Annotated in this window: 17 protein-coding genes and 1 tRNA gene; 10 read left to right on the top strand and 8 right to left on the bottom strand. The window is 61.1% G+C overall.

Features of this window, described 5'->3' with window-relative positions; genetic code table 11:
- Positions 1-12: 12 nt before the first annotated feature.
- Positions 13-936: a hypothetical protein gene (locus tag AA309_RS07155; RefSeq protein ID WP_160310410.1), complete on the bottom strand. Its 924-nt coding sequence runs from the start codon at positions 934-936 to the stop codon at positions 13-15.
- A 710-nt stretch (positions 937-1646) separates the two neighbouring features.
- Between AA309_RS07155 and AA309_RS07150 the strand changes: the two genes are divergently transcribed.
- The 4 genes from AA309_RS07150 (at position 1647) to AA309_RS07135 (ending at position 7991) form a co-directional block, all read left to right on the top strand.
- Complete coding sequence (locus tag AA309_RS07150; protein ID WP_052954522.1) at positions 1647-3041, top strand: cell wall hydrolase; 1395 nt, start codon at positions 1647-1649, stop codon at positions 3039-3041.
- A 436-nt stretch (positions 3042-3477) separates the two neighbouring features.
- Positions 3478-5316, top strand: a complete 1839-nt coding sequence (locus AA309_RS31745) for a toll/interleukin-1 receptor domain-containing protein (RefSeq protein ID WP_052954521.1) — start codon at positions 3478-3480, stop codon at positions 5314-5316.
- Positions 5317-5331: 15 nt separating this feature from the next.
- Entirely contained in the window at positions 5332-6330 is a 999-nt protein-coding gene (locus AA309_RS35080; RefSeq protein ID WP_047188317.1) for an esterase/lipase family protein, read from the top strand.
- Positions 6327-7991 (top strand): serine protease, encoded by a 1665-nt coding sequence (locus AA309_RS07135; protein ID WP_047188316.1) that lies wholly within the window; start codon positions 6327-6329, stop codon positions 7989-7991. Before AA309_RS35080 ends, AA309_RS07135 begins: the two co-directional genes overlap by 4 nt.
- 1298 nt (positions 7992-9289) lie before the next feature.
- On the opposite strand, the gene AA309_RS07130 is transcribed toward AA309_RS07135, so the two are convergent.
- Positions 9290-9985 carry an IS6 family transposase gene (locus AA309_RS07130; RefSeq protein ID WP_047188315.1) on the bottom strand — a complete coding sequence of 232 codons (696 nt, stop codon included), beginning with the start codon at positions 9983-9985 and terminating at the stop codon, positions 9290-9292.
- Positions 9986-10513: 528 nt separating this feature from the next.
- A tRNA-Ile gene (locus AA309_RS07125) sits at positions 10514-10589 on the bottom strand.
- Positions 10590-10796: 207 nt separating this feature from the next.
- On the opposite strand from AA309_RS07125, the gene AA309_RS07120 reads away from it, so the two are divergent.
- Positions 10797-11783 carry a glutathione S-transferase family protein gene (locus tag AA309_RS07120; RefSeq protein WP_047188314.1) on the top strand — a complete coding sequence of 329 codons (987 nt, stop codon included), beginning with the start codon at positions 10797-10799 and terminating at the stop codon, positions 11781-11783.
- On the opposite strand, the gene AA309_RS07115 is transcribed toward AA309_RS07120, so the two are convergent.
- Positions 11771-12991 carry an adenylate/guanylate cyclase domain-containing protein gene (locus tag AA309_RS07115; RefSeq protein WP_047188347.1) on the bottom strand — a complete coding sequence of 407 codons (1221 nt, stop codon included), beginning with the start codon at positions 12989-12991 and terminating at the stop codon, positions 11771-11773. The two genes, AA309_RS07120 and AA309_RS07115, sit on opposite strands and share 13 nt — an antisense overlap.
- 131 nt (positions 12992-13122) lie before the next feature.
- Between AA309_RS07115 and AA309_RS07110 the strand changes: the two genes are divergently transcribed.
- Complete coding sequence (locus AA309_RS07110) at positions 13123-13743, top strand: TIGR02466 family protein (RefSeq protein WP_047188313.1); 621 nt, start codon at positions 13123-13125, stop codon at positions 13741-13743.
- Positions 13744-14058: 315 nt separating this feature from the next.
- Here the strand turns inward: AA309_RS07110 and AA309_RS07105 are convergent, their stop codons facing one another.
- A complete protein-coding gene (locus AA309_RS07105) occupies positions 14059-14718 on the bottom strand; it encodes a Fe2+-dependent dioxygenase (protein WP_047188312.1) in 660 nt (219 codons plus the stop codon).
- A 124-nt stretch (positions 14719-14842) separates the two neighbouring features.
- On the opposite strand from AA309_RS07105, the gene AA309_RS07100 reads away from it, so the two are divergent.
- The 3 genes from AA309_RS07100 (at position 14843) to AA309_RS07090 (ending at position 18313) form a co-directional block, all read left to right on the top strand.
- Complete coding sequence (locus tag AA309_RS07100) at positions 14843-15712, top strand: hypothetical protein (protein WP_047188311.1); 870 nt, start codon at positions 14843-14845, stop codon at positions 15710-15712.
- Positions 15713-15716: 4 nt separating this feature from the next.
- Positions 15717-17045, top strand: coding sequence for a cytochrome c peroxidase (locus tag AA309_RS07095; RefSeq protein WP_047188310.1), 1329 nt, complete (start codon positions 15717-15719; stop codon positions 17043-17045).
- 179 nt (positions 17046-17224) lie between these two features.
- The gene (locus tag AA309_RS07090; protein WP_047188309.1) at positions 17225-18313 is read left to right on the top strand and encodes a bifunctional transcriptional activator/DNA repair enzyme AdaA; all 1089 of its coding nucleotides are present in this window, start codon (positions 17225-17227) and stop codon (positions 18311-18313) included.
- Positions 18314-18328: 15 nt separating this feature from the next.
- Here AA309_RS07090 and AA309_RS07085 read toward each other — a convergent pair whose 3' ends face one another.
- Positions 18329-19549, bottom strand: coding sequence for an MFS transporter (locus AA309_RS07085; protein ID WP_047188308.1), 1221 nt, complete (start codon positions 19547-19549; stop codon positions 18329-18331).
- Between the two features lie 134 nt (positions 19550-19683).
- Positions 19684-20163, bottom strand: coding sequence for a YkgJ family cysteine cluster protein (locus tag AA309_RS07080; protein ID WP_084730934.1), 480 nt, complete (start codon positions 20161-20163; stop codon positions 19684-19686).
- A gap of 285 nt (positions 20164-20448) precedes the next feature.
- Between AA309_RS07080 and AA309_RS07075 the strand changes: the two genes are divergently transcribed.
- Positions 20449-21615 carry a CAP domain-containing protein gene (locus AA309_RS07075; RefSeq protein WP_047188307.1) on the top strand — a complete coding sequence of 389 codons (1167 nt, stop codon included), beginning with the start codon at positions 20449-20451 and terminating at the stop codon, positions 21613-21615.
- A 58-nt stretch (positions 21616-21673) separates the two neighbouring features.
- On the opposite strand, the gene AA309_RS07070 is transcribed toward AA309_RS07075, so the two are convergent.
- On the bottom strand, positions 21674-22948 hold the full coding sequence (locus tag AA309_RS07070; protein WP_084730932.1) for a dicarboxylate/amino acid:cation symporter: 1275 nt from the start codon (positions 22946-22948) through the stop codon (positions 21674-21676).
- Positions 22949-23025: the final 77 nt, after the last annotated feature.

Here is a 23025-nt window from a genome sequence, read left to right as displayed (position 1 = left end):
TGCGGAGCCGTCTTAAGGTTTGACCTGTGCGTTGCTGCTGTTTCCAAGTGGCTCTTCCTGCTCATGGCGGGACGCTCCAAGGTGCTGAAGTTGAGCGTCGAGTTTGGCGACTGCCAGTTCGGCCTGTGCCGTTCCTTCCAGCCATTGCCGGTGCTCACCGGCCAGCTGGTCAGCGACGGCGTCGGTGAAAGCCATGATTGCATCCTTGTGCCCGGCCCGGACCTGTGCCTCGATGGCGTCAAAACGCGCAGCAAGTTCGTCAAGAGCAGCGGCGGCCTTTTCACACCGGTCAGAATTAGCCCGATCGCGACGCAATCCCTCGCGGTTGGCAGCGTAGGCCGCGAGGGCAGCACCAAGGACGCCCGCCACAGGCATCCAGCTCTGGCTCGGTACAAAACTGGCGATTACAGCTCCGCTCCCGCCAACGAAGGCCAGGGCAGTTGCAAGTCCGCCCCATACAGATGTCCATTCGGACGATCGTCTGTGGCGTAGAGCACGGTTATGCATGTAGCTCCGCTGATCCTCAAGCAGGTGCTCATGAATGAGCGTCAGGCCCTGCATTGCGGCCTCCGGTGAAACGACCGTTAGGGCGGTTGCGATCTCGCGAAATACACTCAGCCGCGCCATCTCAGCCCTGCTGCGCAGACTGAGCCATCGGCGAAGCCGGTCACTCTCGCGCGCCCAGAAAGTCAGCATCGCGGCCACCGCTCCCATGACGAGGGTTGTTGCGCCAAGCGTTAATGCCAGTCGGTCTGTCCAGAGCGGGCCCAAGAGGTCGCGCATGGCGCCGCCGGCGAGGACAAGTCCGCTCAAAACGCCCGCGATCATCAGGCAGATATTAGCGATGGTCAGCTCTTGCATCAGCCGCCGCTGTTGAGAGATCGCGTCGCCATCGAAGCGCGCGTAGCTCTGTAAATGTATACGAACAGCCGACATGCCCAGGACTGCCTTGAGTTCTGGCGGGAGGGCGCCCAGAGTCAGGTCGGGCTGTGCAAGGGCGTGGATTCCGCGAACAGGCGGGGCGTCGACCTGGTTTCGCTTGGACAACCAATCTATGACGCGATTTCCGAACGCACCCAGAGGACGGGTTAAGGCAAGTGGCTGTGCTCTGCTCACCATCCTGTTCTCCTTTGACTTCATCGCGCACACACTGTGTCCTCGAAATTCCCGAAGACTTTTCTATGCTAGCTCCATTAAATAAATCCTGGGTGTTCTTCTAACATCCTACCGCAGATGTCGGCTCTATATTGGATTTTAAGTGTATTCCGCTTGGCGAAAAGGGTTACCAAGAAATCGTCTTAACCTCATTTCGGGCTCAGGCATGATCGCGTGGATGACATCTGTCTGGCGACGAACCGAGGGCCACACCACAGGTCCGAAAGGTCGACGCTGCTCAGATCATTGATCTGCTGATCGATACCAGCCTGAGGAGCATCAAGGATCCACACGCAGCTTGGTCTGGGAAAGGCTGGGTAACCAGCTTGCACAGCCAACGATCCCTCGAATGGTCCAATGATCCGCATCGCAAATTGTTTATTTTACTTGATGCAAGGTAAATTATTTTTGGTTGATTATGTAACACATAAAGCAAAATTCTCACCGTCCAACATTGACCGGCAGGCTGGCGCCTGTCCAGGGAGGACCCAATGCTGACGATTACAATAACCGAAGATGATATTGAGGCACTCGCGCGCACTTCAATGAGCGAGGTTGGTCATTTCGGCCGATATGGTGAGGAGACGCTCAAGGGAGGAGTGAAAGCGGTCGTTGATACGATCCTCAACAGAGTTGCGCATCCCAATTTCCCGGATACCATTGACGAGGTGGTGAACGCGCGCTTCCAGTTTTCGGCAATCGGTGGGCCGGGCGGCGTACGGACCTGGCGGCGACTGCCACGAGCAAGTGATGCCGTTTTCAGCATCGTAACAAAACACTTGGCCTCGCGCGTGAGCGGTTCGAAAAGCACGGTTGGTGGAGCAACCCACTTCCTGAACCCATTTCTTTCTTCGGCCCGTGCCCTGAGCACGTGGGGCAATCACGTGGTCGCGAACGCTGTCGCGAGTTGGGGTCGTGGCCGCGACATCCACTTTCACGGTTTTGCTCCGGGCACTGCCCCGTCGCCGGCCTACAATGTTGCGCTGAACTCTGCAGAGAAAGATTCCACTGGGAAGGGCATGACCCTGATCGCTGCGGCACTCGGAAATCCGGCTGGTTTAGCAGGACAGGCCGGCGTGGATGCGCCTGGCACCGGCTCAGCGCCGGAGAGGGACAAAACTAAGGCAAAGCAATCAGGCAAGGATCAAGATGTTGGTGTCTTCATTGAAGAAGAGAACAACAATGAAGATGGTATTGTAGCGTATCACGTCGAGGAGGTGCCGTTGTCGGAGGTGACCTCGCTTCAGACCACGTTGAACCGGCTCGCTGCCGAGGGATGGCGCATGCGCCAGATCCTGCCCGTACAGGAGAAGCTCCTGGCGATTTTTGAGGGTGACGATCTGGACCGCAACGTTCACGAAAGCGACGATCGCAGCGACGATGACGAGGTTCACGCACCGGCAGTGATAACCGACACCACACCCGAAGGACGCTTTGTCAAGTTTCTCAGCGGTTTGAACCTGCAGCACTTTCAGCCGCAGGAGTTTCTTGTCCTGGGTGCTCAGAACCTGTCCGGTCCTGCTAAGGGCAAAAACACGCTGCCACCCGAGGACCTCTGGAACAACATCGTCCCAACGGCAAAAGTGTTGGATGTCCTACGCAGGAGGCTCGGGGATAAGGTCCGCCTGTCAAGCGTCTACCGCTCGCCCGCGTACAACGCCCTGATACCAGGAGCAGCGGGCGGCAGCACGCACATGCAGTTCCGCGCTGCCGATTTCAGCTGCGCTGATGGGCTTGGCTCCGTATGGTGGGCGAAGCAGCTGAGTGATCTTCGCGACGCGGGACTGTTCATGGGAGGGATTGGCGTTTACCCGACTTTTGTACACATCGATACGAGAGGACAGAACGTAGAGTTTGGCCCCTGGAAGCGCCGGGTGTTTGGTTGAGTGTCTGCAGGATCCCGCGTACAGATTGGACGGAGTCGGACAGTGTGGGCAGGCTCATGAGATTCAGCTCATGGCCTGCGCGGGTCATCAGTTTTCGGCCGCAACCATCTGACATGCCGTCAGGCGGTGTTGTCACGAGACTGGCATTCTCAAGGAGACGGGAGCGGTGCAGCAACCTGGGTTAGTACCTGATCCTATGGCTTGATGCTGCATTCTGGTGGTGTGACTGGTGCACCGCACTCCGGGTCAAGTTCTACATGGGAGCGCCACAACGACAGACGCAGTCCGTCAGGCAATACAAACTCGGCATGCGAGCCTGAGATGACCGGTCAAGTGCTACGGGATCAACCGGGAGCTATCGACAGATTGAAGAAGCGGTAGACCACAGCCAAAATTCCGGCATCGAACATCTGGAGTGCACAGGAGGAGTGAGACGGTGCATAATCTGGAAGAATGGTTGGAACTGGCGCCCCAGCCTGCTCCGCTCGAACCTGGCAGAAAATGGCATGTGTTTCTCAGCTACCGCTCATCGGAGCGTGCCTGGGTACTCTCGCTCTACGACATCCTGACCCAGCTGGGATACTCGGTCTTCATGGATCAGTTCGTCCTGAATTCCGGAGCAGCCTTGGCGCGCTCGCTTGAAGAGAATTTGGAGGCGAGCCAGACGGGTGTCCTGATCTGGTCAACCCGCAGTGAAGACTCGGAGTGGTGCAGGCGGGAGTACGACAGCTTCCTGACACTCCGGGACGAGCGCGGGTTCCGCTTCGTCATTGCCCGGCTGCCTGGAGCGCAGTTGCCGCCTTTTGCACGAAACGCCATCTGGGAGGACTTCTCGGAGCAGCGCGACGGACCCAGTGGTACGGCGCTGCTGCGGCTGCTGTACGGTCTTCATGGACAGCCGATTCCAGCGCGCGGGATCCGGCTCGCGGCGGACATCGACCAGCAGACGAAGCGGAGCCTGGCCCTGCTGAAGGCGCATACTGACGCACACAACGCAGCCGCCATAGAGCAGCTGGCGCAATCCAGCGACCTGGCTTGGCGTGCTGGTCCGCTGTTGCCCTGTGCCGCCGCCGAGGCATTGATTTCCATGCGCGCCCATGATGCGGCGATTGCCGTGTTGGACCGGACTGAGGCGGCATTTCCCCTATCCATCCGACCGCGGCAACTGCGCGGGCTGGCTCTGGCACGTTCGGGCCGCTGGCAGCAGGCCAAGGCAGTGCTTGGTGAGCTGTACGAGCTGGGAGAACGGGATCCCGAGACCATTGGCATCTATGCGCGCACGTGGATGGATTCCTTCGAGGCCGCCGGTGATCGCCTGCACCTGCGGCGCTCGCGCGACCTCTATGCTGAAGGCTTCGGCCTTGCGCCGAACAGCTATTACCTGGGTGTGAATGCCGCGGCAAAGAGCATCTTCCTCAATGAACTGGACGCTGGCAAAGACTTCGCGCAGCGCGTACAGGCCATCGTCGGCACTGAGGTCAAACATGGTGACTACTGGCACACGGCTACAGTGGCCGAGGTGCAGCTGATCCAGAGGAATTTTGCCGGAGCGGCGAGCTTGTATAGCCAAGCTGTCGCTATGACGCCAGGGCGCACCGGTGATCATGCTTCCAGCTGCAGGCAAGCGCGTCGGCTGCTGGCGCATCTGGCGCCGTCCGCGCAGGAAATTTCCCAGGTGCTCGCTGCCTTCCGCCGGGTCGTGCAAGCCGAGGACGCGGCTTCCGTTGTAGAAGCGATACGCGAAGCCGACCAGCGAGTCGTAACGTTCTGTGGCTTCTCGGGCACCGGCTATGAGGACCCGGCCGCCGTGGAACGTGTGTTGCGGGAGCAGCTGGCGCGCTTCGCGCCGCAGTCGACCACCATCTGTGCTGGCGCAACAGCCGAGGGCATCGGTATGGTCTACCCGATCGCCAGACGCAAGGGGTTCCGCACCATTGGCATCGTCTCCTCCCGCGCTGAAGCGGAGAGCGCCGCGATGTCGGACGATGTGGAGGTCGTCTACGTGGTCAAGGACGGCACCTGGGGTGGCCGGCAGGGGACGCAGCTATCACCAACCTCAGAAGCCATGGTGGTGGCCTGTGACGAGATGATCGGCATCGGCGGTGGTGCCATCGCGCGCGATGAGCTGGAAGAGGCACGCAGACGCGGCAAGCCCGTCACGTTCTTTCCCGCAGACATGAACCATGCGCTGGCCACGGAGAAGGCGCACAAGTCAGGTAGTCCGCCCCCCACCGATTTCCGTGGTGAGGCCCACGCACTGTTCAATTCGCCATAAGGGGAAGGAGCACCCATGAGGAAGTACGCCGTCGTCTTTGTCCATGGCCTGGCCAAGAAGCCCCCGCTGACGAAACTGGAGGAGATCTGGCGCTGGGGTCTGAGCCGCCCGGATCCCAATGGAGAGGTTTTCCCGAACCCGAACCCCGGTATAGACCTCGACGTCGAGGGTGTGCCAGCGCTCTTCAACTACTACGCCGACGTGTTCTACGCAGAGGACTATGAAACGGAGTTCGGGTCCTACTACGAGGCTGAGAGCGCGGTGGTGCTGCCGGACAATCTCGACGCGGTTGCTGGCGAGCTGCAGCCGCCCCAGCCCGCCAATGAGCGCGAGCGCCGGTTCCTGGTCGAATTCGAGCGAAAGATGAGCGAGCAGCCAACGCCACCAACGCCCCCCTCGGTGCTTACCGCACCGGCTGTAGCTGACGCGGCGCAGTTCGAGATCGCGTCCTGGCTGCCCGGGCCAGTCAAGCAGGCTGTCATCAGGAAAGCCGCGATGGAGGCCTATTACTTCCTGTTCGACAAGGAGTACCAGCGCGAGAACAGCCAGCCAGTCAAAGTACGGCACGAGCTGCGCCAGCGCCTGCTGGATGTCCTGCGAAAGGCTGGGCAGAAGGCGGAAAAAACCGTACTCGTGACGCACAGCATGGGGACCATGGTCGCCTACGACGTGCTGCGCAACTGCCCTGACTGCCCGCCAGTGGATACGCTCTTCACCCTGGGCTCGCCACTGGGTATTCAGGAGGTACAGGACGAACTCGTCGCTTCCGGCAAGGACCAGGTGGACTTTCCCGCCGCCACACTGCGCCGCTGGATTAACATCTACGACCCGCTGGACCCGGTGTGCGGGGCCGACCCACGGTTTGCCAGCGACTTCCGGGAAGTCGATGGCAAGCGCGTCGAGGACTTTCTGGAGAGCAACTGGGGCAGCTGGCGCCACACGATCACGCACTACCTCGCCGGCAAGCAACTTCGCGCGTGCCTGGCCGAGGCCCTGGAGGTGCAACTGCGATGACCCCCCAGACTCCGGAAGATCTTGCCGTCGCGCTGAAGCGGGGCCGCTACGATGATCCGCCTCAGCAGCTGCTGACCCAGGCGGCTCAGTTCATCGCCGACGAGTTGGCCTCACCCGCCGCGGCAGTAGGCAAAGAGGAGATCCGCACTGCAGTGTGGGTGCTCAACAGCCATCGGTACTTCGACCTCACGCACCTGATCGGCCAGGCCTGGCACGACACCCGGGGCTGCGATGCCCGCATCCAGAAACATCTGGCACAGGCGCTGATCGAATTGGGGGCCTTCGATGCAGCCGACCGCCTACTCGATGAGGGCCTCAACGCAGCGGCCATCTCTGATGACCTGGATTTCATTCCGGAAGTGGCCGAGTACCAGGGGCTACGCGCCCGAATTCTCAAGCAGAAGTTCGTGCAGGAGGGCGACCTCAATCTGCTGCGTGCCGCGACCGATGCCTATCTGCAGCAGTATCGTGCTACAAGCAGCTTCTATCATGGCGTCAATGTCGTCGCCCTGCGACTGGTGGAGGCTCAGAGCGGTCTTCCGTCCCGGGAAGGGATCGACACCGGGTCTCTGGCGAAGACGGTGCTCGGTTCGGCACAAGCCGCGCGACGCCTGGACGCTATGAGCCCCTGGCCGCTGGCTACCGCTTCGGAAGCCTGCCTGGCGCTGCACCACGCGGAGCCGGAGGCCGGATGGTGCGACCAAGCCGAGCTGTGGCTCTACCGCTTTCTCGCCCACCCTGAGGCCGGTCCATTCGCGATCGAGAGCTACCACCGTCAACTGCGTGAGGTCTGGCGGGGCGACCCGCGGACTAATGAAACCTGCGCCGACCGCCTCGCAGGCATCGTCGAGAAGCACGTGGTGCGGACGCAGCGGCGCTGGTCGGTTGATCCGGCAAGGGCGAGAGAGCTGGCAGCGCATCCTGAGGAACTGGAGAAGAACTTCTCCGGCGAGAAGTCGTTCACCGTGTCCGATCTGCGCTGCATGCTGGCGCTGTGTCCGAACATCGGCTGCGTGACCGATGCCAGCGGCGTGCGCATGGGTACGGGTTTCCTCATGCCGGGCAGCGCATTCGGCATGGAGCCCGAGCTGGTGTTCGTAACCAACGCCCACGTCATCAGCAACACCGTGCCGGAATCGCTGCGCCCGGCGGACGCGCGTGTCACATTCGAGATCGAGTCGGCCGCCGCCGGCGCGCCCCGGACACATGAGATCGAGCAGGTTCTGTTCACGTCCGAGCCCGAGGAAGTGGGCCGCGTGCTTGAGCAGCCAGAGAAACTCGATGTCACGATTGTCTCACTCAAGTCGCGGCCCGAGGGCGTGCAGGGCCTGTTGCGTGCAGCCAATGTCCCCCTGCCCTCGCCAACAACCAAGGCCTTCGTCGTTGGGCATCCTAGGGCCGGCGCACTGCAGTTCTCAGTGAATGATAGCGTTCTGCTGGACGTCTGCCGTTATGAACGGCTGATGCATTACCGCACGCCAACTGACCCGGGCAGCTCCGGCAGCCCGGTCTTCAACTCAAAATGGGAAGTCGTGGCCCTGCACCACGCTGGCTCTCAGAAGTCACCTCGCCTGAATGGACTGGGTGAATACCAAGCTAATGAGGGCATTACTTTGCGGGCGATATGTCAGGCGACAGGTGTAAGCGGCCACCTCTCCTGAATTGATATTGGGACGGAAACCTGGTTCTGCGGCTTGAGCCAGATATGATCGCATAATGCTACCGGGGTCGCGCGATCCCAGCGGTCGGCCGCTCTGCCCTGAACAGGCAGAGGGTCCTGCGGGATACGAGATGGCACTGGAGATTGCACGTTCTGTGAATGGCAGAGTGCATGTCGAGGAACCGCCGAGCCGAACGTGTCATACCGCTGAATTCTGCGTTCGGATCGTGGAATAGGCTGGCGCGAGACCTCGGGCTGTCTGTTCCGGCAGGGCCTGTGTTCGTGACATGCTAAGACTCACCCTGCTAAGGTGGCATCGTAGGATGGCCGCTTGCTGACTATTGCTCTGGACAGCAGGTTCGATAGTGCCAGTTGTGAATTCCACGGCTCTGTTTGCCAAAAGAGGTTCAGGGTGCCTAAACAACCAGCTTTCCAATTATTCAGGCGCACTTGCACTGGAGCCATGGTGTTTCTCGTGGCAGCCCCATCACTTGCCGCCGAATGTTCACTGGACCAAGTCATATTCAAGGACAGAAAAAGCGGCCGCCAGTTTACGGCCGAACGCGTTGCACTGAATCAACAGTATCTTTGCGGCCGAAGGATCGTGAGTGCCGATTCACCTCGCCGGAAACTGAAGAACTGCCGTGGTCCCTATGGTGACACGATCATCGAAGGATACCTGAATGGGGAGCGTGTTTACGCAGTCTACACCGTGAATGCCGCAAGCCCATGCTGCTCTTGGGAGTCCTACGCTGGAACCAACACTCAAGTCGCCAAACAGGTCAAAAAATGGCTCCCGACTGGTCAGGCGCCGAAGATCATTCTTGGAGACGAATGGTATACGATTGAAGCCACTCCGGGACTACCAGTAGAAGTCGGAGGCCCTCTCGGAGGCGGCGCTTACGTGCCAACTTTCTGCCGTGGATAGGGCGAGAGTGTAGCATCGCATCAGACCATTATTTGCTTCTACTGTCCCTTCAAAGAGCGCCAGATTGTGTGCTCCATGTGGTCTATCTGGAGGATGCATCGCCCAAGCTCAAGGACCACTACTTAGATAGAAGCTGTCAATAGCCGTGATGTAGATGGCCGAGAGAAGATATGGGTGTAACGACCATAGCAGCGGATCACCCAGTTCCAATCCGCGAGTTTACTGAACATGTTCCCTACATTATGACGCCAACGATACAGTGCCCTGTCATTGCGATGAGGATCTTATCGTTCTTGGTCCAGAGAGTGCGTGGCGTGGCCTTGTCACGGGAACGCGACTCAAGCCGCGATAAAACAAGAGACCTGATCAAGTCATGCGGCAGCAGTCGCAAGATGCCACTGGGCTGCCGCCTTCGCCCTGACGAGGCGCAGAGTTTGGCGGGAGATCAGATGGCGCTGGAGGTTGAAGGTGTTGTAGATTGCGGAGTGGACGGACAGGAATCGCTGAGCTGCCCCAAGTGACTTAAAGCCCTGCATTTTCCGTTCGCGTCGTCGCACTACCTGATGCGAGTTTTCTGCTCGATTGTTCTTGCGCAGAGCCTGCTCATGATGAGCCGAGAGCCCCAGCTCGCGTCGGGCGGCACCATAAGACCCGAATTTGTCGGTCACGAGCATGCCTGGAGCAAAGCCCTGCTTCTTGAGCAGCTTGCGCATAAGCTTCAGGACAGCGGCTTTGTCCCGCCTCGGCTGCACGTGGATATCCAGGATCTCACCCTCGCTATCGACCGCTCGCCACAGATATATGCGCCGCCCCTGGATCGAGACCACCATTTCATCCAAGTGCCAGGTGTCTGTCGGACGAGGCCGCAGCCGACGCAAGTTGCGGGCAAACGAATGTCCGAACTTGAGAACCCACCATCGAACGGTCTCGTTGGAAACGTCGAGACCCCGCTCGGCCAGAAGCTCCTCGACATCGCGATAACTGAGGGTGAAGCGCAGATAGAGCCAGATGACATGCCGGATGATCTCGGGCGGGAACTGGTGACGGCGATACGAAATGGGCTGCATCCCCCTACTCTACCGCGCCTCAGTCGAACCCGTCAGCTGTTCCCGTGACAAGACCACGCGCTGAGCAGCACAAGCTGAGTATCGGTGAGTGTCATGGAGAATCCTTGTGGCAGGTAAGACGGTCTGGTCGTCACCACCACAGCCCTGCGTAGGGCCGCGGCCTGCAGGGCAGCGGATCCTGGGGCTCACCGGCCGGTCAGGACAGCCCCATGACTGCTCGGAATGCAGCTGAAGTCCAGCCATTAGATGAGAATTAAAGATCGATCGCCGGCGGCTCGGCGAAGCTTTGTATCATTCCAGTCCCTGCGAACCACTGTCTCTGTTGATCGCGAACCAGTCTCCATAAGAGTCCACTCCCAAGGTCGGAAAGTGCACTGACGAGCTGAGAGAACGGGCACTGAAAGCCGCACAGGCGGGCCCAAGTCCGTGACCTGAGACGCCGGTCTTTGTCGGCTAGCGCCAGCTAAGTCTTTGGAAAAGCCCCGCTCTCCACCACACTTGGAAATTGGGCAAATCTGCAGGAGTGGGTGGTGGGCCCGGCAGGACTCGAACCTGCAACCAGACCGTTATGAGCGGCCGGCTCTAACCATTGAGCTACAGGCCCTTCCAAGGAAGGTAAGGAAACCATCTAACCGAGGGAAGGCCGTTCGTCACCCCCCCTGTTTGGCCGAAGACGTCCTTCCCTGCCCTCCGGGGGCCCATCACGCCGATGTGTGCAGCGGAATAGGGCATTCCACCCTATACCCTCAGCGAACCCTTTGGCCGTGCTCCCGTTGAGGGAGGGCATCATCGGATATCGAAGGAGGATCGGGTGGGATTGCTTGTGGATGGGGTTTGGCAGGACCGGTGGTATGACACCAAGAGCACCGGCGGGCGCTTCGAGCGAAGCTCCGCCCCTTTCCGGAGCTGGGTCACGGCGAACGGGTCGCCGGGTTCGACGGGTAAAGGCGGCTTCAAGGCCGAAGCCGGGCGCTATCATCTCTATGTCTCGCTCGCCTGCCCCTGGGCTCACCGCACCCTCATCATGCGCAAGCTCAAAGGCCTGGAGGAGATGATCAGCCTCTCCGTCGTGCACTGGCGCATGCTGGAGCACGGCTGGACCTTCGAAGATGGACCGGGCGTCATTCCCGACCCGCTTCGTCGGGCGCAGTATCTGCACCAGGTCTACACGTCAGCGGAGCCGACCTATACCGGCCGTGTGACGGTGCCCGTGCTGTGGGACAAGGAAGAGGCCACCATCGTCAGCAACGAATCCGCCGAGATCATCCGTATGTTCAATTCCGCGTTCGACGGGATCGGCGCGCAGCCCGGCGATTATTATCCCGAGCACTTGCGTGGCGAGATCGATGCGTTGAACGCACGTATCTACGACACCGTGAACAACGGCGTGTACAAGGCGGGCTTTGCCACAACGCAGCACGCTTATGAAGAAGCGATCCATCCGCTGTTTGAAACGCTCGACATGCTTGACGAGCGGCTTGCCTCGCAGCGCTATCTTTGCGGCGACAGGCTCACCGAAGCCGATATTCGATTGTTCACGACGCTCGTGCGCTTCGATCCCGTTTATGTGGGACATTTCAAATGCAATCTGCGCCGGATCGCGGATTATCCGAGCCTGTCAGGATATCTGCGTGATCTCTATCAGACCGCCGGCATCGCCGAGACGGTGAACATGCAGCATATCAAGGGCCATTACTACGAGAGCCATCGCACCATCAATCCGACAGGCATCGTGCCGCTCGGGCCCGTCCTTGATCTCGACGCGCCACACGGGCGCGACCGCTTTCAGGGTTTGTAGACTTCGATTTCTTCCTCGAAACCCTCGACGGCGTGCGCCCCGAGTGGGTGAGGATTGCCCCACAGATGCTCGACGAAAGGCTTCGACATGAGCAGCGGCTCGCCGAGGCGCTTGTTGAGATCGGCGATGCGGCTTGCAAGATTCACGTCCCGCCCGATCACCGTGAAATCGAGCCGCTGACCGGAGCCCACATTGCCATAGGCTGCATCACCGTGATGCAAGGCGAATCCCACATTGACCTGCACCGGGAAGCGCCCTTCGTTGTTCGCGGCCTCGATGCGCCGCAGCGCCTTGGTGGCCGCGGTCAGAGCCGATTGCGCGGCGCCGCCGGTATCGTCGCCACGATCGCGCATGATGGCGAGCAATCCATCGCCCAGATACTTCAGCACCTCGCCCCCCTCATCCTCGATGGGCGGCACGAGGCAGTCGAAGTAATTGTTCAAGAGCTCCACAGCGCTCTCGGGGCTGAGCGTCGACGAGATGCGCGTGTATTCGCGCATATCGGCAAACAGAATCGCAGAGCGGATGCGCGTCACCTGTCCGCGCTGAATGGCGCCCGAAAGAATGGCCTTGTGCGGATCGTCCCCCACATAGATACGCAGCACCTCATCAAGTCGGTTGCTGGTGGCGCGCAGCTCCGTGACAAGCGCGAATGACGGCATGACGAGACGCAGGATCATGAGATCCTGTCTACTGAACCCTTGAGGCGAGCGCGTCGCCAGGGAAATCGCGTTCTCGGCGCCGTTGGTGAAGCGGATCGGGATGACGAGATAATGGCGGTAGCCCGCCTCCTTCAGCTCCGGAACGATCGGGAAGAGATCGTCGGGCGTATCTGCGAGATCGAGAAAAAGCCATTCGCCGGTGCGATTCACATGGGCGAAGGGGCTCGTCTGATAGATGGCCTCGCGCCGGTCGCCATGCGGAAGATAGCGCACGACGGTCCCCTCCTCCCGGGTCCAGAAGCGCCCGATCCCGGCATATTCCGAGTGCAGCGCCTCGATGGCCGAGACCGCCCGATCGACAGGCACGCCGAGATCGATGAGCCGATGCAGGAACCCGTTCAGAACCTCGTTGGCATCCTCCATTCGGGCCGCCGTGGTCACGAGCCAATCCCGCAGGGCGATGACCCGCGGCAGGATTTCCGCGTCGAGGCTGCGGGCCAGGGACAACAGATCGTCCGGGATGGCTGCCAGGGGTGAGGATGACATCATGAGGCCAAGGTGTGTTGTCTCCATCCTTCCTTCAAGGCATGGGGAGGCGTGACTTGAGAAAAGATGCTATGCGCCTCAAAAGGGCAATCATTTTGACAGAGTGCCCATCGACGTCATAGAGCCGGACCATGCCAACAATCGATACGCTTTTCGTCACCAAGATCTACCGGGCCGAACTGACCGGGGTGAAGGCCGAGCGCCGCAACGCGGAGCTTGAGGCCGCCTGTCTCTCCATCGCCGAGGACGACGAGGCCGGGCAGCGCTGGTGCGCCAAGAACGGCTATCCGGGCTACACCTCCTATGCCTCGCTCAATGACCTGCCCTGGCGTGTGCCGGTGTTCGGGGATCTCCTGAAGGAGATCGACAAGCACGTGGCGGCTTTCGCCAAGGAGCTGGAATACGACCTCCAGGGCCGCAAGCTCGTGATGGACAGCCTGTGGATCAACATCCTGCCTCCCGGCGGCATCCACACCTCCCACATCCACCCGCACTCGGTGATCAGCGGCACCTATTACGTGACGATCCCCGAGGGTGCGAGCGCGCTCAAGCTCGAGGACCCGCGCCTCGGCTTCATGATGGCCGCTCCGCCGCGCAGGGCGAAGGCGAAGCCCGAGAACCGGCAGTTTGCCTATATGAAGCCTGCCCCCGGCACGGTGCTGCTCTGGGAAAGCTGGCTGCGCCACGAAGTCCCGCTGAACGAGGCGGACAGCGAGCGCATCAGCGTGAGCTTCAATTACTCCTGGCAGTAGGACTTAAGGGATCCGGGGCAAATTCAGTTCAATTCGCTCTGACCTCATTCTGCCCCACGTCGTCCTGGCCTTCCCCGGACGTGATCCGGGATCAGCCTTGGCCCACTCGGTCCCCTCGTCATGGCCGGCCTTGTGCCGGCTATCCACGACTTTTTGCTCTGTGCCGTCTCTTTCTCGTCATGGCCGCACTCGTTGCGGCCATCCACGTCTGAAGGAGTCCCTCGGGTTGAAGGCGTGGATCCCCGGGACTGATCCCCGGATCACGTCCGGGGACGGAATGACGGCGGGAGGCTTTATCAATAAGGCAACATGCCCCTAAACCTCAGCCCACATCCGGAACAGGTTGGCGCTGCTCTTGGCGAGGAGGTCGAATTCCGGCGTCTTGCCGTGTTGCGCGAAGAGATTGCGCCGCGCGGTCTCAAGGTCGAAGAGCAGCTCGCGCTGCGCGCTGTCGCGCACATAGCTCTGCGCCCAGCCAACCGCGACGAGGCGCTCGCCACCCGTGACGGGCGCCACACGATGCAGTGTCGTGGAATCGTAGGCCACGAGATGACCCGCGGGCAACTTGATCTCTTCTTCACCCGACATGGATTCGATGACGAGCTCGCCGCCATCGTAAGTCTCGGGATCGGCGAGGAACAGCGTGAAGGACACATCCGTGCGTACGCCGTTCATCAGCGGATTGTCCACATGGGAGCCGTATTGCTTGCCTTCCGTATAGCGACTGAAGAGCAGCGGCGTCAGCGCCTTCGGCCGCGCGGCGAGGTTGAACACCTCGTTCGATTGAATGGCATTCGTGACCCGCTCGCGCAGGAGCGTGAGAGCCGCGCCTTCACGTGCCTGCTCATTGTCCTTCACGAGCTTGGCGCTCCATCCCGCCGTCGCGCGCCCATCCTCGAAGCGCATGGACCCGAGCATGGTGCGGATCTCTTCGATCTCGTTCGGGGGGAGGATATCCGCGATGGTGATGAGCATGGATTTTGAGCCTTCAGACTTGCCTTCCGCCCTCATAGGATGTAGCTAAGTGCTTGTAAAGACTAGCAGTTTTTAGTCTTTCTAAACTAGCCGCCGGTGGCATTGATCCGCCGGGAGGGGGATCATGATGAAAAAGCGTAAGATTTGGGCGGGCTTGAGCACCGCCGTTCTGGTTGCAGCTCCAATTGCCTCGCAGGCTGCCGATGTGACGGCCTATCCCCAGGCTGCCTTCGAGACCAAGGCGGATCAGAATCTGCTACAGCTCGCCCAGGCGCATCAGGGCCACGGCGCACCGGTCAAGCCTGCCGCATCGATGGATGGCGAAGGAGACGAAGGCGGTGCTTCCGGCGAAAACCTTGCCCCTCAGCTCCATCTCTATCGTGGCATCGAGATGATCCGCGGCCACCTGCTCGTCGGCAACGAGTTGATCGAAGCCGGCCGCTGGGCCGATGCCCTGCCCCACTTCCTGCACCCGGAAGAGGAGATCTATGCCGGCCTGCGCGAGGATCTGAAGACCTTCAACGTCGCTCCGTTCCAGGCGGCTCTGAAGTCGCTCTCGCAGACCGTGAAGGCGAAGAACAAGGATGCCTACACCCGCGCCCGTGCGGCGCTGGACGAGCGCCTTGCCGCCGCCGAGACGGCCGTGCGGTCGAAGGAAACGAACGGCATGTACTTCACGCTGGAGACGGCTCTCGAAGTGCTGCAGCAGGCGGCTGACGAATATGGTGAAGCCATCGAGAAGAACCGCATCGCCAACGTGGTGGAATACCAGGATGCGCGCGGCTTCGTGTTCGAGGCTGATCGACTCGTCGGTGCAGTGATGCGGGACGCAAGCGCCAAGAACCCCGATGCGGCAAAGGCGCTCAAGGCCAGCCTCGACGAGCTGAAGGCCGTGTTCCCGGCCGTGACGCCACCCAAGCAGCCGGTCAAGGACGCCAGCGATTTCCTGAGCACCATCGCCAAGTTCGAGCTGCAGCTCGGAAACTTCCGCTGACATCATGACGCGCGAAGGTCTGATTCATCTGAGGCGGGTCCTGCCCGTCCTGATGATCGCCGCGCTCGCCGGGGGAGCGGCGGAGAAATCCACCTCCCCCGATATCGAGCATTGGCGAAAGGCCTTCGCGCGTCCCGACCACACGCCTGAGCCTGCCGACAATCCCGCCAATCCTGAAAAGGTGAAGCTGGGCGCGGCTTTGTTCGAAGACACACGGCTGTCGGGTACGGGCAACGTCTCCTGCTCCAGTTGCCACCAGGCTGATCTGTCGTTCTCCGACGGGGTCGATCGTCACACGGGTCTCGACGGCACCGCCCTCGACCGGCGCACTCCCCCGCTCTGGAACATGGCCTGGGGTCTCTCCTGGTTCTGGGACGGCCGCGCCGGAAGCATCGAGGCACAGGCAGCAGGCCCCATCGAGAACAAGCGCGAGATGGCGGGCAATCTTGAGCATGCGATCAAGACGCTTGGCTCCGACCCGCTGATGCAAGAATCCTTCGCGGCGGCCTTCCCTGAAGATCCCGCCGTCACGCGCGCCAATCTCACGAAGGCGATCGCCGCCTTCGAGCGCACGCTCGTCTCACCCGAAACGCGTTTCGATCAATGGGTGAAGGGGGATGACAAAGCCCTTGATGCAGATGAGCTTTCAGGCTTCTCGCTCTTCGTCGGCAAGGCCGGCTGCGTCGGCTGTCATCAGGGCTGGCGCTTCACGGATGAAGCCTTTCATGACATCGGGCTGCCGAGCGAGGACAAGGGGCGCGGACCGATCCTCGGCGTGAGTGCGGCAGACCACGCCTTCAAGACGCCGAGCCTGCGTGAGCGCGTGTGGACCGCGCCCTACATGCATGACGGCTCGCTCGCAACCTTCGAGGATGTGGTGGATCATTATGCGGAGGGAATCGTGAAGCGTCCCACCCTCTCGGCCGATCTGCCCCATACAATCGAGCTTTCCGAGAAGGAACGCGCGCAACTCGTCGCTTTCCTGAACACGCTGTCCGGCGACGATCCTCCCCGCCCCGCAAGCCTGCCGCCGAAGACGATGACCTGGGGTGCACCGGCACAGGCGGTTTCGACCACCACGGTGAGCCAGAAGGACCGGCGCTTCTCACCCGGCGCCATCCTGCTCAAGGTGGGCGAGGCCCTGCGCATCCTCAACGACGACACGCGCACGCACAATGTGCGCGTCGACAGCGCGAACACGAGTTTCAACTCGGATGGGCAGAACCCGGGCGATACGGTGACCCTCGGCTTCGACCAGCCGGGCCACTACGATATCATCTGCGGCATTCACCCGGAGATGCGCCTGAGCGTGGATGTCGCCTCCGCTCGCTAGAGCATCGGACGAGAAAAGTGGACTTGCACTTTTGGGATCCATCCGATGCTCCCTTCTAGAATGAGCTCATCGTTGAAGCGGAAAACCGGGGCCACTTTTCCGCACGATGCGCTAGCTTGTAAAAAATCAACGCCTCTTTTCCGGCGGCACGGGCTCACGGGATCAGCTAAAAGATAACCATGCTCCGCGACGACGATACTCTCTATACCGCCCTGATCGCCCGCGATCCTTCTTACGAAGGGTTCGCCTATGTGGGCGTGAGGACCACCGGCATCTTCTGCCGCCTCACCTGTCCGGCCCGCAAGCCGAAGCGCAGCAACGTGGTTTTCTTCGGAAGCTGCGAGGAAGCTCAGGAGGCAAGCTTCCGTCCCTGCCTGCGATGCAGGCCCGTCGATCGGCAGCGGCCCTCTAGTGGCGCAGTCGAAACCTTACGCGACAGGATCAAAGCCGAGCCCGAGCGGAGATGGAGCACCGAGGATCTCAAAAATCTTGGATATGATCCCTCCACCATCCGCCGCGCCTTTCGGCGGGAGTACGGCGTGACCTTCACCCAATATGCGCGGTCCCACCGTCTGGGGCTCGCCGTCAGCCGGTTGCAGCAGGGAGGCTCCGTGATGGATGCTCAATTGGATGCCGGATACGAATCCGGAAGTGGCTTTCGAGAAGCGATCGCCAAGCTCGTCGGAGATGCACCTGCCCGCGCGACAGGGCGGCCAATTCTCACCGCACAATGGCTCGACACACCTATCGGCGCCATGTTGGCGATCGTGGACGATAGGGGCGTGCAACTGCTCGAATTTGCCGACCGGACGGCGCTTCCCACCGAGATCAACCGGCTTCGAACGCGCGTCGGTCCGATCTGCTTCGGGAACAGCCCTGTGCTTGAAGAACTGGCGCGTCAGGTCGAGACGTATTTTTCCGGCCGGTTGCTCACTTTCGGCATACCGGTCGTGCAGCGGGGAAGCGCCTTTGAGGCGACGGTGTGGGAGGCCTTGCGGCAAATCCCTCTCGGCAGCACGCGCAGCTATGGCGAGATCGCCCGCTCCATCGGACGCCCTGATGCGCCGCGCGCCGTCGCGCGGGCCAACGGAGCCAATCAGGTGGCCATCATCGTCCCCTGTCATCGCGTGATCGGTGCCGATGGATCGCTGACCGGCTATGGCGGGAAGATCTGGCGCAAGAAGTGGCTGCTCGAGCATGAGCGGCGCATGACCGGGCAGGCCATGCCCCTTGCACACGACCCGGCGCAAGCGCAGCTCGCTCTGTAGAGAGCCCTCGAGTGCTTATGCCCGTGCCTTCTCGATCTTCGGCAGGAAGTAGGTGAGAAGGCCGATGGCCGGCAGGAACGACACGATCTTGTAGACCGTCTCGATGCTCGTCATGTCGGCGAGCTGGCCGAGCACCGCCGCGCCCAAGCCGCCCATGCCGAATGAGAGGCCGAAGAACAGGCCCGCAATGGTGCCGACACGCCCGGGCACCAGCTCCGTCGCATAGACGAGGATGGCCGAGAAGGCGGAGGCCAGCACGAGGCCGATAATGACGCTGAGCACCGTCGTCCAGAGCAGGTTGGCGTAAGGCAGCATCAGCGTGAACGGCAGCACGCCGAGGATCGAGATCCAGATCACGTAGCGCCGCCCGATCCTGTCGCCGATGGGCCCGCCGATCACCGTGCCGGCGGCGATGGCTCCGAGGAACACGAAGAGATAGATCTGCGCTTCCTGCACCGATACCTGGAACTTGGAGATGAGATAGAAGGTGAAGTAGCTGGAGATGCTGGCGGTATAGAAATTCTTCGAGAACACGAGCAGCATCAGGATCGCGATCGACATGGCGATGCGCTTTTTCGACAGGGTCGAGGACGTCGTGGCAGCCCGTGGCTTGGCTTTGAGATCCGCGAGCTTCGCGCGGTACCAGCGTCCCACATTGAACAGGATGATCATGGCGAGCAGCGCCACGACGGAGAACCACGCGATGCTCGACTGTCCGAACGGCACGACGATGAAGGCCGCAAGCAGCGGCCCGAGGGCCGAGCCCGCATTGCCGCCCACCTGGAACACGGACTGCGCCAGACCATGCCGACCGCCGGAGGCCATGCGGGCGACGCGGGAGGATTCCGGATGGAACACGGAGGAGCCCATGCCCACCAGCGCCGCACCGACAAGCAGAAGCGGATAGGAACCCGCCTGCGAGAGGGTGAGCAGGCCGACGAGCGTGAAGCCCATGCCCAAGACCAGGGAGAAAGGCTGCGGCTTCTTGTCGGTATAGGTGCCGACCAGCGGCTGCAGCAGGGAGGCGGTGAGCTGGAAGGTGAGCGTCAACAGGCCGATCTGGCCGAAATCGAGATGGAAGTTCGCCTTGAGGATCGGATAGATCGCCGGCAGCAGGGATTGGATCAGGTCATTCAGGAGGTGAGAGACGCTGATTGCCGCAAGGATTGGGACGGCGACCCGCTCAACAGAGACACGAGCGGGAGCGGCGGCAAAGGTAGGCGACTTGGTGTCCATGGGCGTTCTTGGGTTATCAAGGCCAAGCTCCGCCCGGCCTGCTTAAGGCGTTTCCAAGCCGACTATATACCAGATTGTCCGCGTCGAAGGTCAGCTGATCCTGCAAGGCAGGGCTGTTGTCCCTGCATCAGGCCTTAGTCTTTTTCCTTCTCGTCCCATTCATAGACCCGCTCCGGTCCATCCGCGTAAGGCTCGATCTCCTCCTCGACCTCGTGGAAGGTGATCTTGATCAGGGGAATGACGCTCTCGTCGCCCTGCGTGCTCCGCTCGAAGCGCAGCACATCGTAATAGACGCAGCGCGAGCGGCCCGGGTAGGAGCGGCAGACTGCCGGGCGCCCATGATAGATCGAGCAGCCACGGGTCTTCTGATCAAGGAACATGCAGGTCTGCTCGAAGATCCTGTCCTGCACCCGCTTGAGCACGCGCTCGCCCTCGAAATCCGCGGTGTAGCGTTCGCGGGCCTCCTCGAAGGACACCCCGAAATGCTTCGCCAGCCGCGTGATGTCGCGCCTCGTGACCACCACGCGCTCGTAGATCGAGCAGCAGAAAGCCGGGCACTTGTTGCAGTCGAAATAGACGCGGGGCTGATCATCCTTGATCACGCGTTCGGACATGAGGGCTCCTGCGATGCACCTGGCCTCAGGGACGGATGATTGGTCATAACTATAGGAGCCTTCTCGCGAATCCAGCGCCTTTCACGTCATCCACCCCATCAATCGTCACCGCTCCTGCGGTAAAGCTCGAAAGGCATGCAGATTGCCCGTACCGCCAAGATCGAGGCGGTCCGAGATGCAAACGACGCTGCCACAAGTTCTTCTCATTTGAAACCTAAGCCGCCCCGATGAAGGGAGCACGGACGAACCGGCTCCGAGAAGATCAAGACATAAGGGGCATTCTTCATGTCACAGGCAACGGCTTACGAGCAGCTCATGCTCGAACTGGTGAATGCGGCGCGAGCCAAGGTCGGCGCTCAGCCTCTCGCCTTCAACGGGTATCTGAACAGCTCCGCCGATTCCCACACCAGCTGGATGATCGCGACCGACACGTTCTCCCATACGGGCGTGAACGGCTCGTCTCCGACGACGCGCATGAAGAGCGCGGGCTACGTCTTCAGCGGCTCCTGGTCATCGGCCGAGAACATCGCGTGGGCGAGCACCCGTTCTCCTGCGGGGTACCAGGACGAGGTTCAGCTCCTGCACACCAATCTCATGAACAGCGCGGGCCACAAGGCCAATATCCTCAACGGCTCATTCCGCGAGATCGGCATCGGCTTCAACACCGGCGCTTATCAGGGCTGGGATGCGGCCTTCGCCACCCAGAACTTCGCGCGCTCCGGCTCGAAGATCTTTCTCACCGGCGTCACCATGGACGACAAGGATGGCGACCGCTTCTACGATGTCGGCGAAGCCTTGGGCGGCGTGACGATCACCGCCGTGAGCTCCACGGGCGCGCGCTACACCACCACGTCGCAGAGCGCGGGCGGCTACAGCCTGGCTCTGGCGGCAGGTACCTACAAGGTCACGTTCTCCGGGGGTGGCATCGTCTCGACCACGAAACAGGTGACCGTCGGGGCCAACAACGTGAAGCTCGATCTCATCGACCCTGCCATGATCAAGATCATCAACGGCACCACGCTTGCCAATACCTTGTACGGCACGACGGGCGTGGATGCGATCAATGGCTCCGGAGGCAACGACAAGCTCTATGGCCGCACCGGCAACGACACGCTGAAGGGCGGCACCGAGAACGATACTCTCTACGGCGAAGGCGGCAGGGATGTGCTCGACGGCGGCGCCGGCAATGACGTCCTCAGCGGAGGCCTCGATGGAGACACGTTCCGCTTCGTCGGCTCATGGGGCGCCGACAAGATCGTCGGCTTCCAGGACACCATCGACCGCATCGATCTGCGCGGGAATGCCTTGAGCTTCAGCACCCTTTCCGTCACGCAGGGCCACGCGGACGGCGACGGCATTGCCGATGACGTGATCATCAAAGGGAACGGTCAGACGATCATGCTGCTGAACACGCAGAAGGCTCTCATCGGCGCAGCCGACTTCCTGTTCTGACCCATGAAAAAGGCGGGCCTGGAGCCCGCCTTTTTCTATTCTGGAAGAGACCGAACCCTTACTCGGCAGCCACGAGAACCTGCTCGCCTTGAGCTGCAGGCGTGCTGATCGTGCCGTCATAAACGGCCTGATCGAGAATACGCTCCTCCTTCGCCACGATCACAGGCACAAGAATCTGACCTGTGACATTGGTCATGGTGCGCATCATGTCGACCACGCGGTCGATCGCGACGATGTAGCCGATCCCTTCGAGGGGCAGTCCTGCCGTGCTCAAGGTCAGCGTGAGCATCACGATGGATGTGCCAGGCACGCCTGCCGTGCCGAGCGAGCCGAGAACAGCGGTCAGGCCGATGAGCACATATTGCGTCAGCGACAGATCCAGACCGAAATACTGGGCGATGAAGATGGAAGCGATGGCAGGATAGATCGCGCCGCAGCCATCCATCTTGACATTCGCTCCAAGCGGCACGGCAAAGCTCGCGTAGCTCTGCGGCACACCGAGCTTCTCCACGGCAACGCGCAGGCTCATCGGGAGCGTGGCCAGGCTCGACGAAGTTGCAAAGGCCATCTGCTGTGCAGGCAGCGCGCCCTTGAGGAAGCGGCCGACCTTGAGGCCATGCAACTTCAGCAGGCCGCCATAGACCACGATGATGTGGAACAGGCAGGCGAGATACATCGCCGCGATGAACTTGGCCAACGGCAGCAGTGAGGAAATGCCGTACTTGCCGACGACCCAGGCGATAAGGCCGAACGTGCCGATCGGCGTGAGCTGCAGGACCCAGCGCGTGATGCGGAAGACCAGCGTCGCGCCCTGATCGATCACGTTGCGAATGGCAGCCGTCTTGTCTCCAAGCGAGACGAGAGCCGCACCGACGATCCCTGAGAAGAAGAGGACCTGGAGCACGTTCGTGTCGGCCATGGCCTTGATCGGGTTGGTCGGAACGATGCCAATCAGCACCTCGAGAGGCGTCGGGATCGTGCGCGGCTTCACCTCGCCGAGCGGCAGGTTCGACAAGCCGACGCCGGGATCGATGAGATGGCCGAACGCGATACCCACGACAACCGCGATGGCCGAGGTGGCGATGAACCAGAAGAGCGTCCGCAGGCCCAGGCGCGCGACATTGCCCGCCTCGGCGAGCTTCGCGACACTGGAGGTGATGGTGAAGAACACGAGCGGGATCACGATCATCCGCACGAGGTTCAGGTAGAGATCGCCCAACGGCTTGAACCAGACCGCTGCCTGCTCTCCTGCCAGGATGCCGGCCAGGATGCCGAGGGCAAAGCCCACGGCGACCCTTTGCCAGAGAGGCTGCTTAAACCACGAACTTATCATGTAGATAGATTCCTATTTACGAATTTGAAGCGCAAATAGTCGATGGGTCCACAAAGCACAATTGCCCCAAGCGCAGG

It is taken from the genome of Microvirga vignae (assembly GCF_001017175.1).
Classification (GTDB): domain Bacteria; phylum Pseudomonadota; class Alphaproteobacteria; order Rhizobiales; family Beijerinckiaceae; genus Microvirga; species Microvirga vignae.
The sequence above is the reverse complement of the archived record's forward strand: the minus strand, read 5'-3'. Positions and strand labels throughout refer to the sequence as shown.

Bases quoted from the DNA above. Each gene is read 5' to 3' on its own strand.
- AA309_RS07155 (WP_160310410.1), bottom strand. From the start codon at position 936: ATGTCGGCTGTTCGTATACATTTACAGAGCTACGCGCGCTTCGATGGC.
- AA309_RS07150 (WP_052954522.1), top strand. From the start codon at position 1,647: ATGCTGACGATTACAATAACCGAAGATGATATTGAGGCACTCGCGCGC.
- AA309_RS35080 (WP_047188317.1), top strand. From the start codon at position 5,332: ATGAGGAAGTACGCCGTCGTCTTTGTCCATGGCCTGGCCAAGAAGCCC.
- AA309_RS07135 (WP_047188316.1), top strand. From the start codon at position 6,327: ATGACCCCCCAGACTCCGGAAGATCTTGCCGTCGCGCTGAAGCGGGGC.
- AA309_RS07130 (WP_047188315.1), bottom strand. From the start codon at position 9,985: ATGCAGCCCATTTCGTATCGCCGTCACCAGTTCCCGCCCGAGATCATC.
- AA309_RS07115 (WP_047188347.1), bottom strand. From the start codon at position 12,991: ATGTCATCCTCACCCCTGGCAGCCATCCCGGACGATCTGTTGTCCCTG.
- AA309_RS07110 (WP_047188313.1), top strand. From the start codon at position 13,123: ATGCCAACAATCGATACGCTTTTCGTCACCAAGATCTACCGGGCCGAA.
- AA309_RS07105 (WP_047188312.1), bottom strand. From the start codon at position 14,718: ATGCTCATCACCATCGCGGATATCCTCCCCCCGAACGAGATCGAAGAG.
- AA309_RS07100 (WP_047188311.1), top strand. From the start codon at position 14,843: ATGATGAAAAAGCGTAAGATTTGGGCGGGCTTGAGCACCGCCGTTCTG.
- AA309_RS07095 (WP_047188310.1), top strand. From the start codon at position 15,717: ATGACGCGCGAAGGTCTGATTCATCTGAGGCGGGTCCTGCCCGTCCTG.
- AA309_RS07090 (WP_047188309.1), top strand. From the start codon at position 17,225: ATGCTCCGCGACGACGATACTCTCTATACCGCCCTGATCGCCCGCGAT.
- AA309_RS07085 (WP_047188308.1), bottom strand. From the start codon at position 19,549: ATGGACACCAAGTCGCCTACCTTTGCCGCCGCTCCCGCTCGTGTCTCT.
- AA309_RS07080 (WP_084730934.1), bottom strand. From the start codon at position 20,163: ATGTCCGAACGCGTGATCAAGGATGATCAGCCCCGCGTCTATTTCGAC.
- AA309_RS07075 (WP_047188307.1), top strand. From the start codon at position 20,449: ATGTCACAGGCAACGGCTTACGAGCAGCTCATGCTCGAACTGGTGAAT.
- AA309_RS07070 (WP_084730932.1), bottom strand. From the start codon at position 22,948: ATGATAAGTTCGTGGTTTAAGCAGCCTCTCTGGCAAAGGGTCGCCGTG.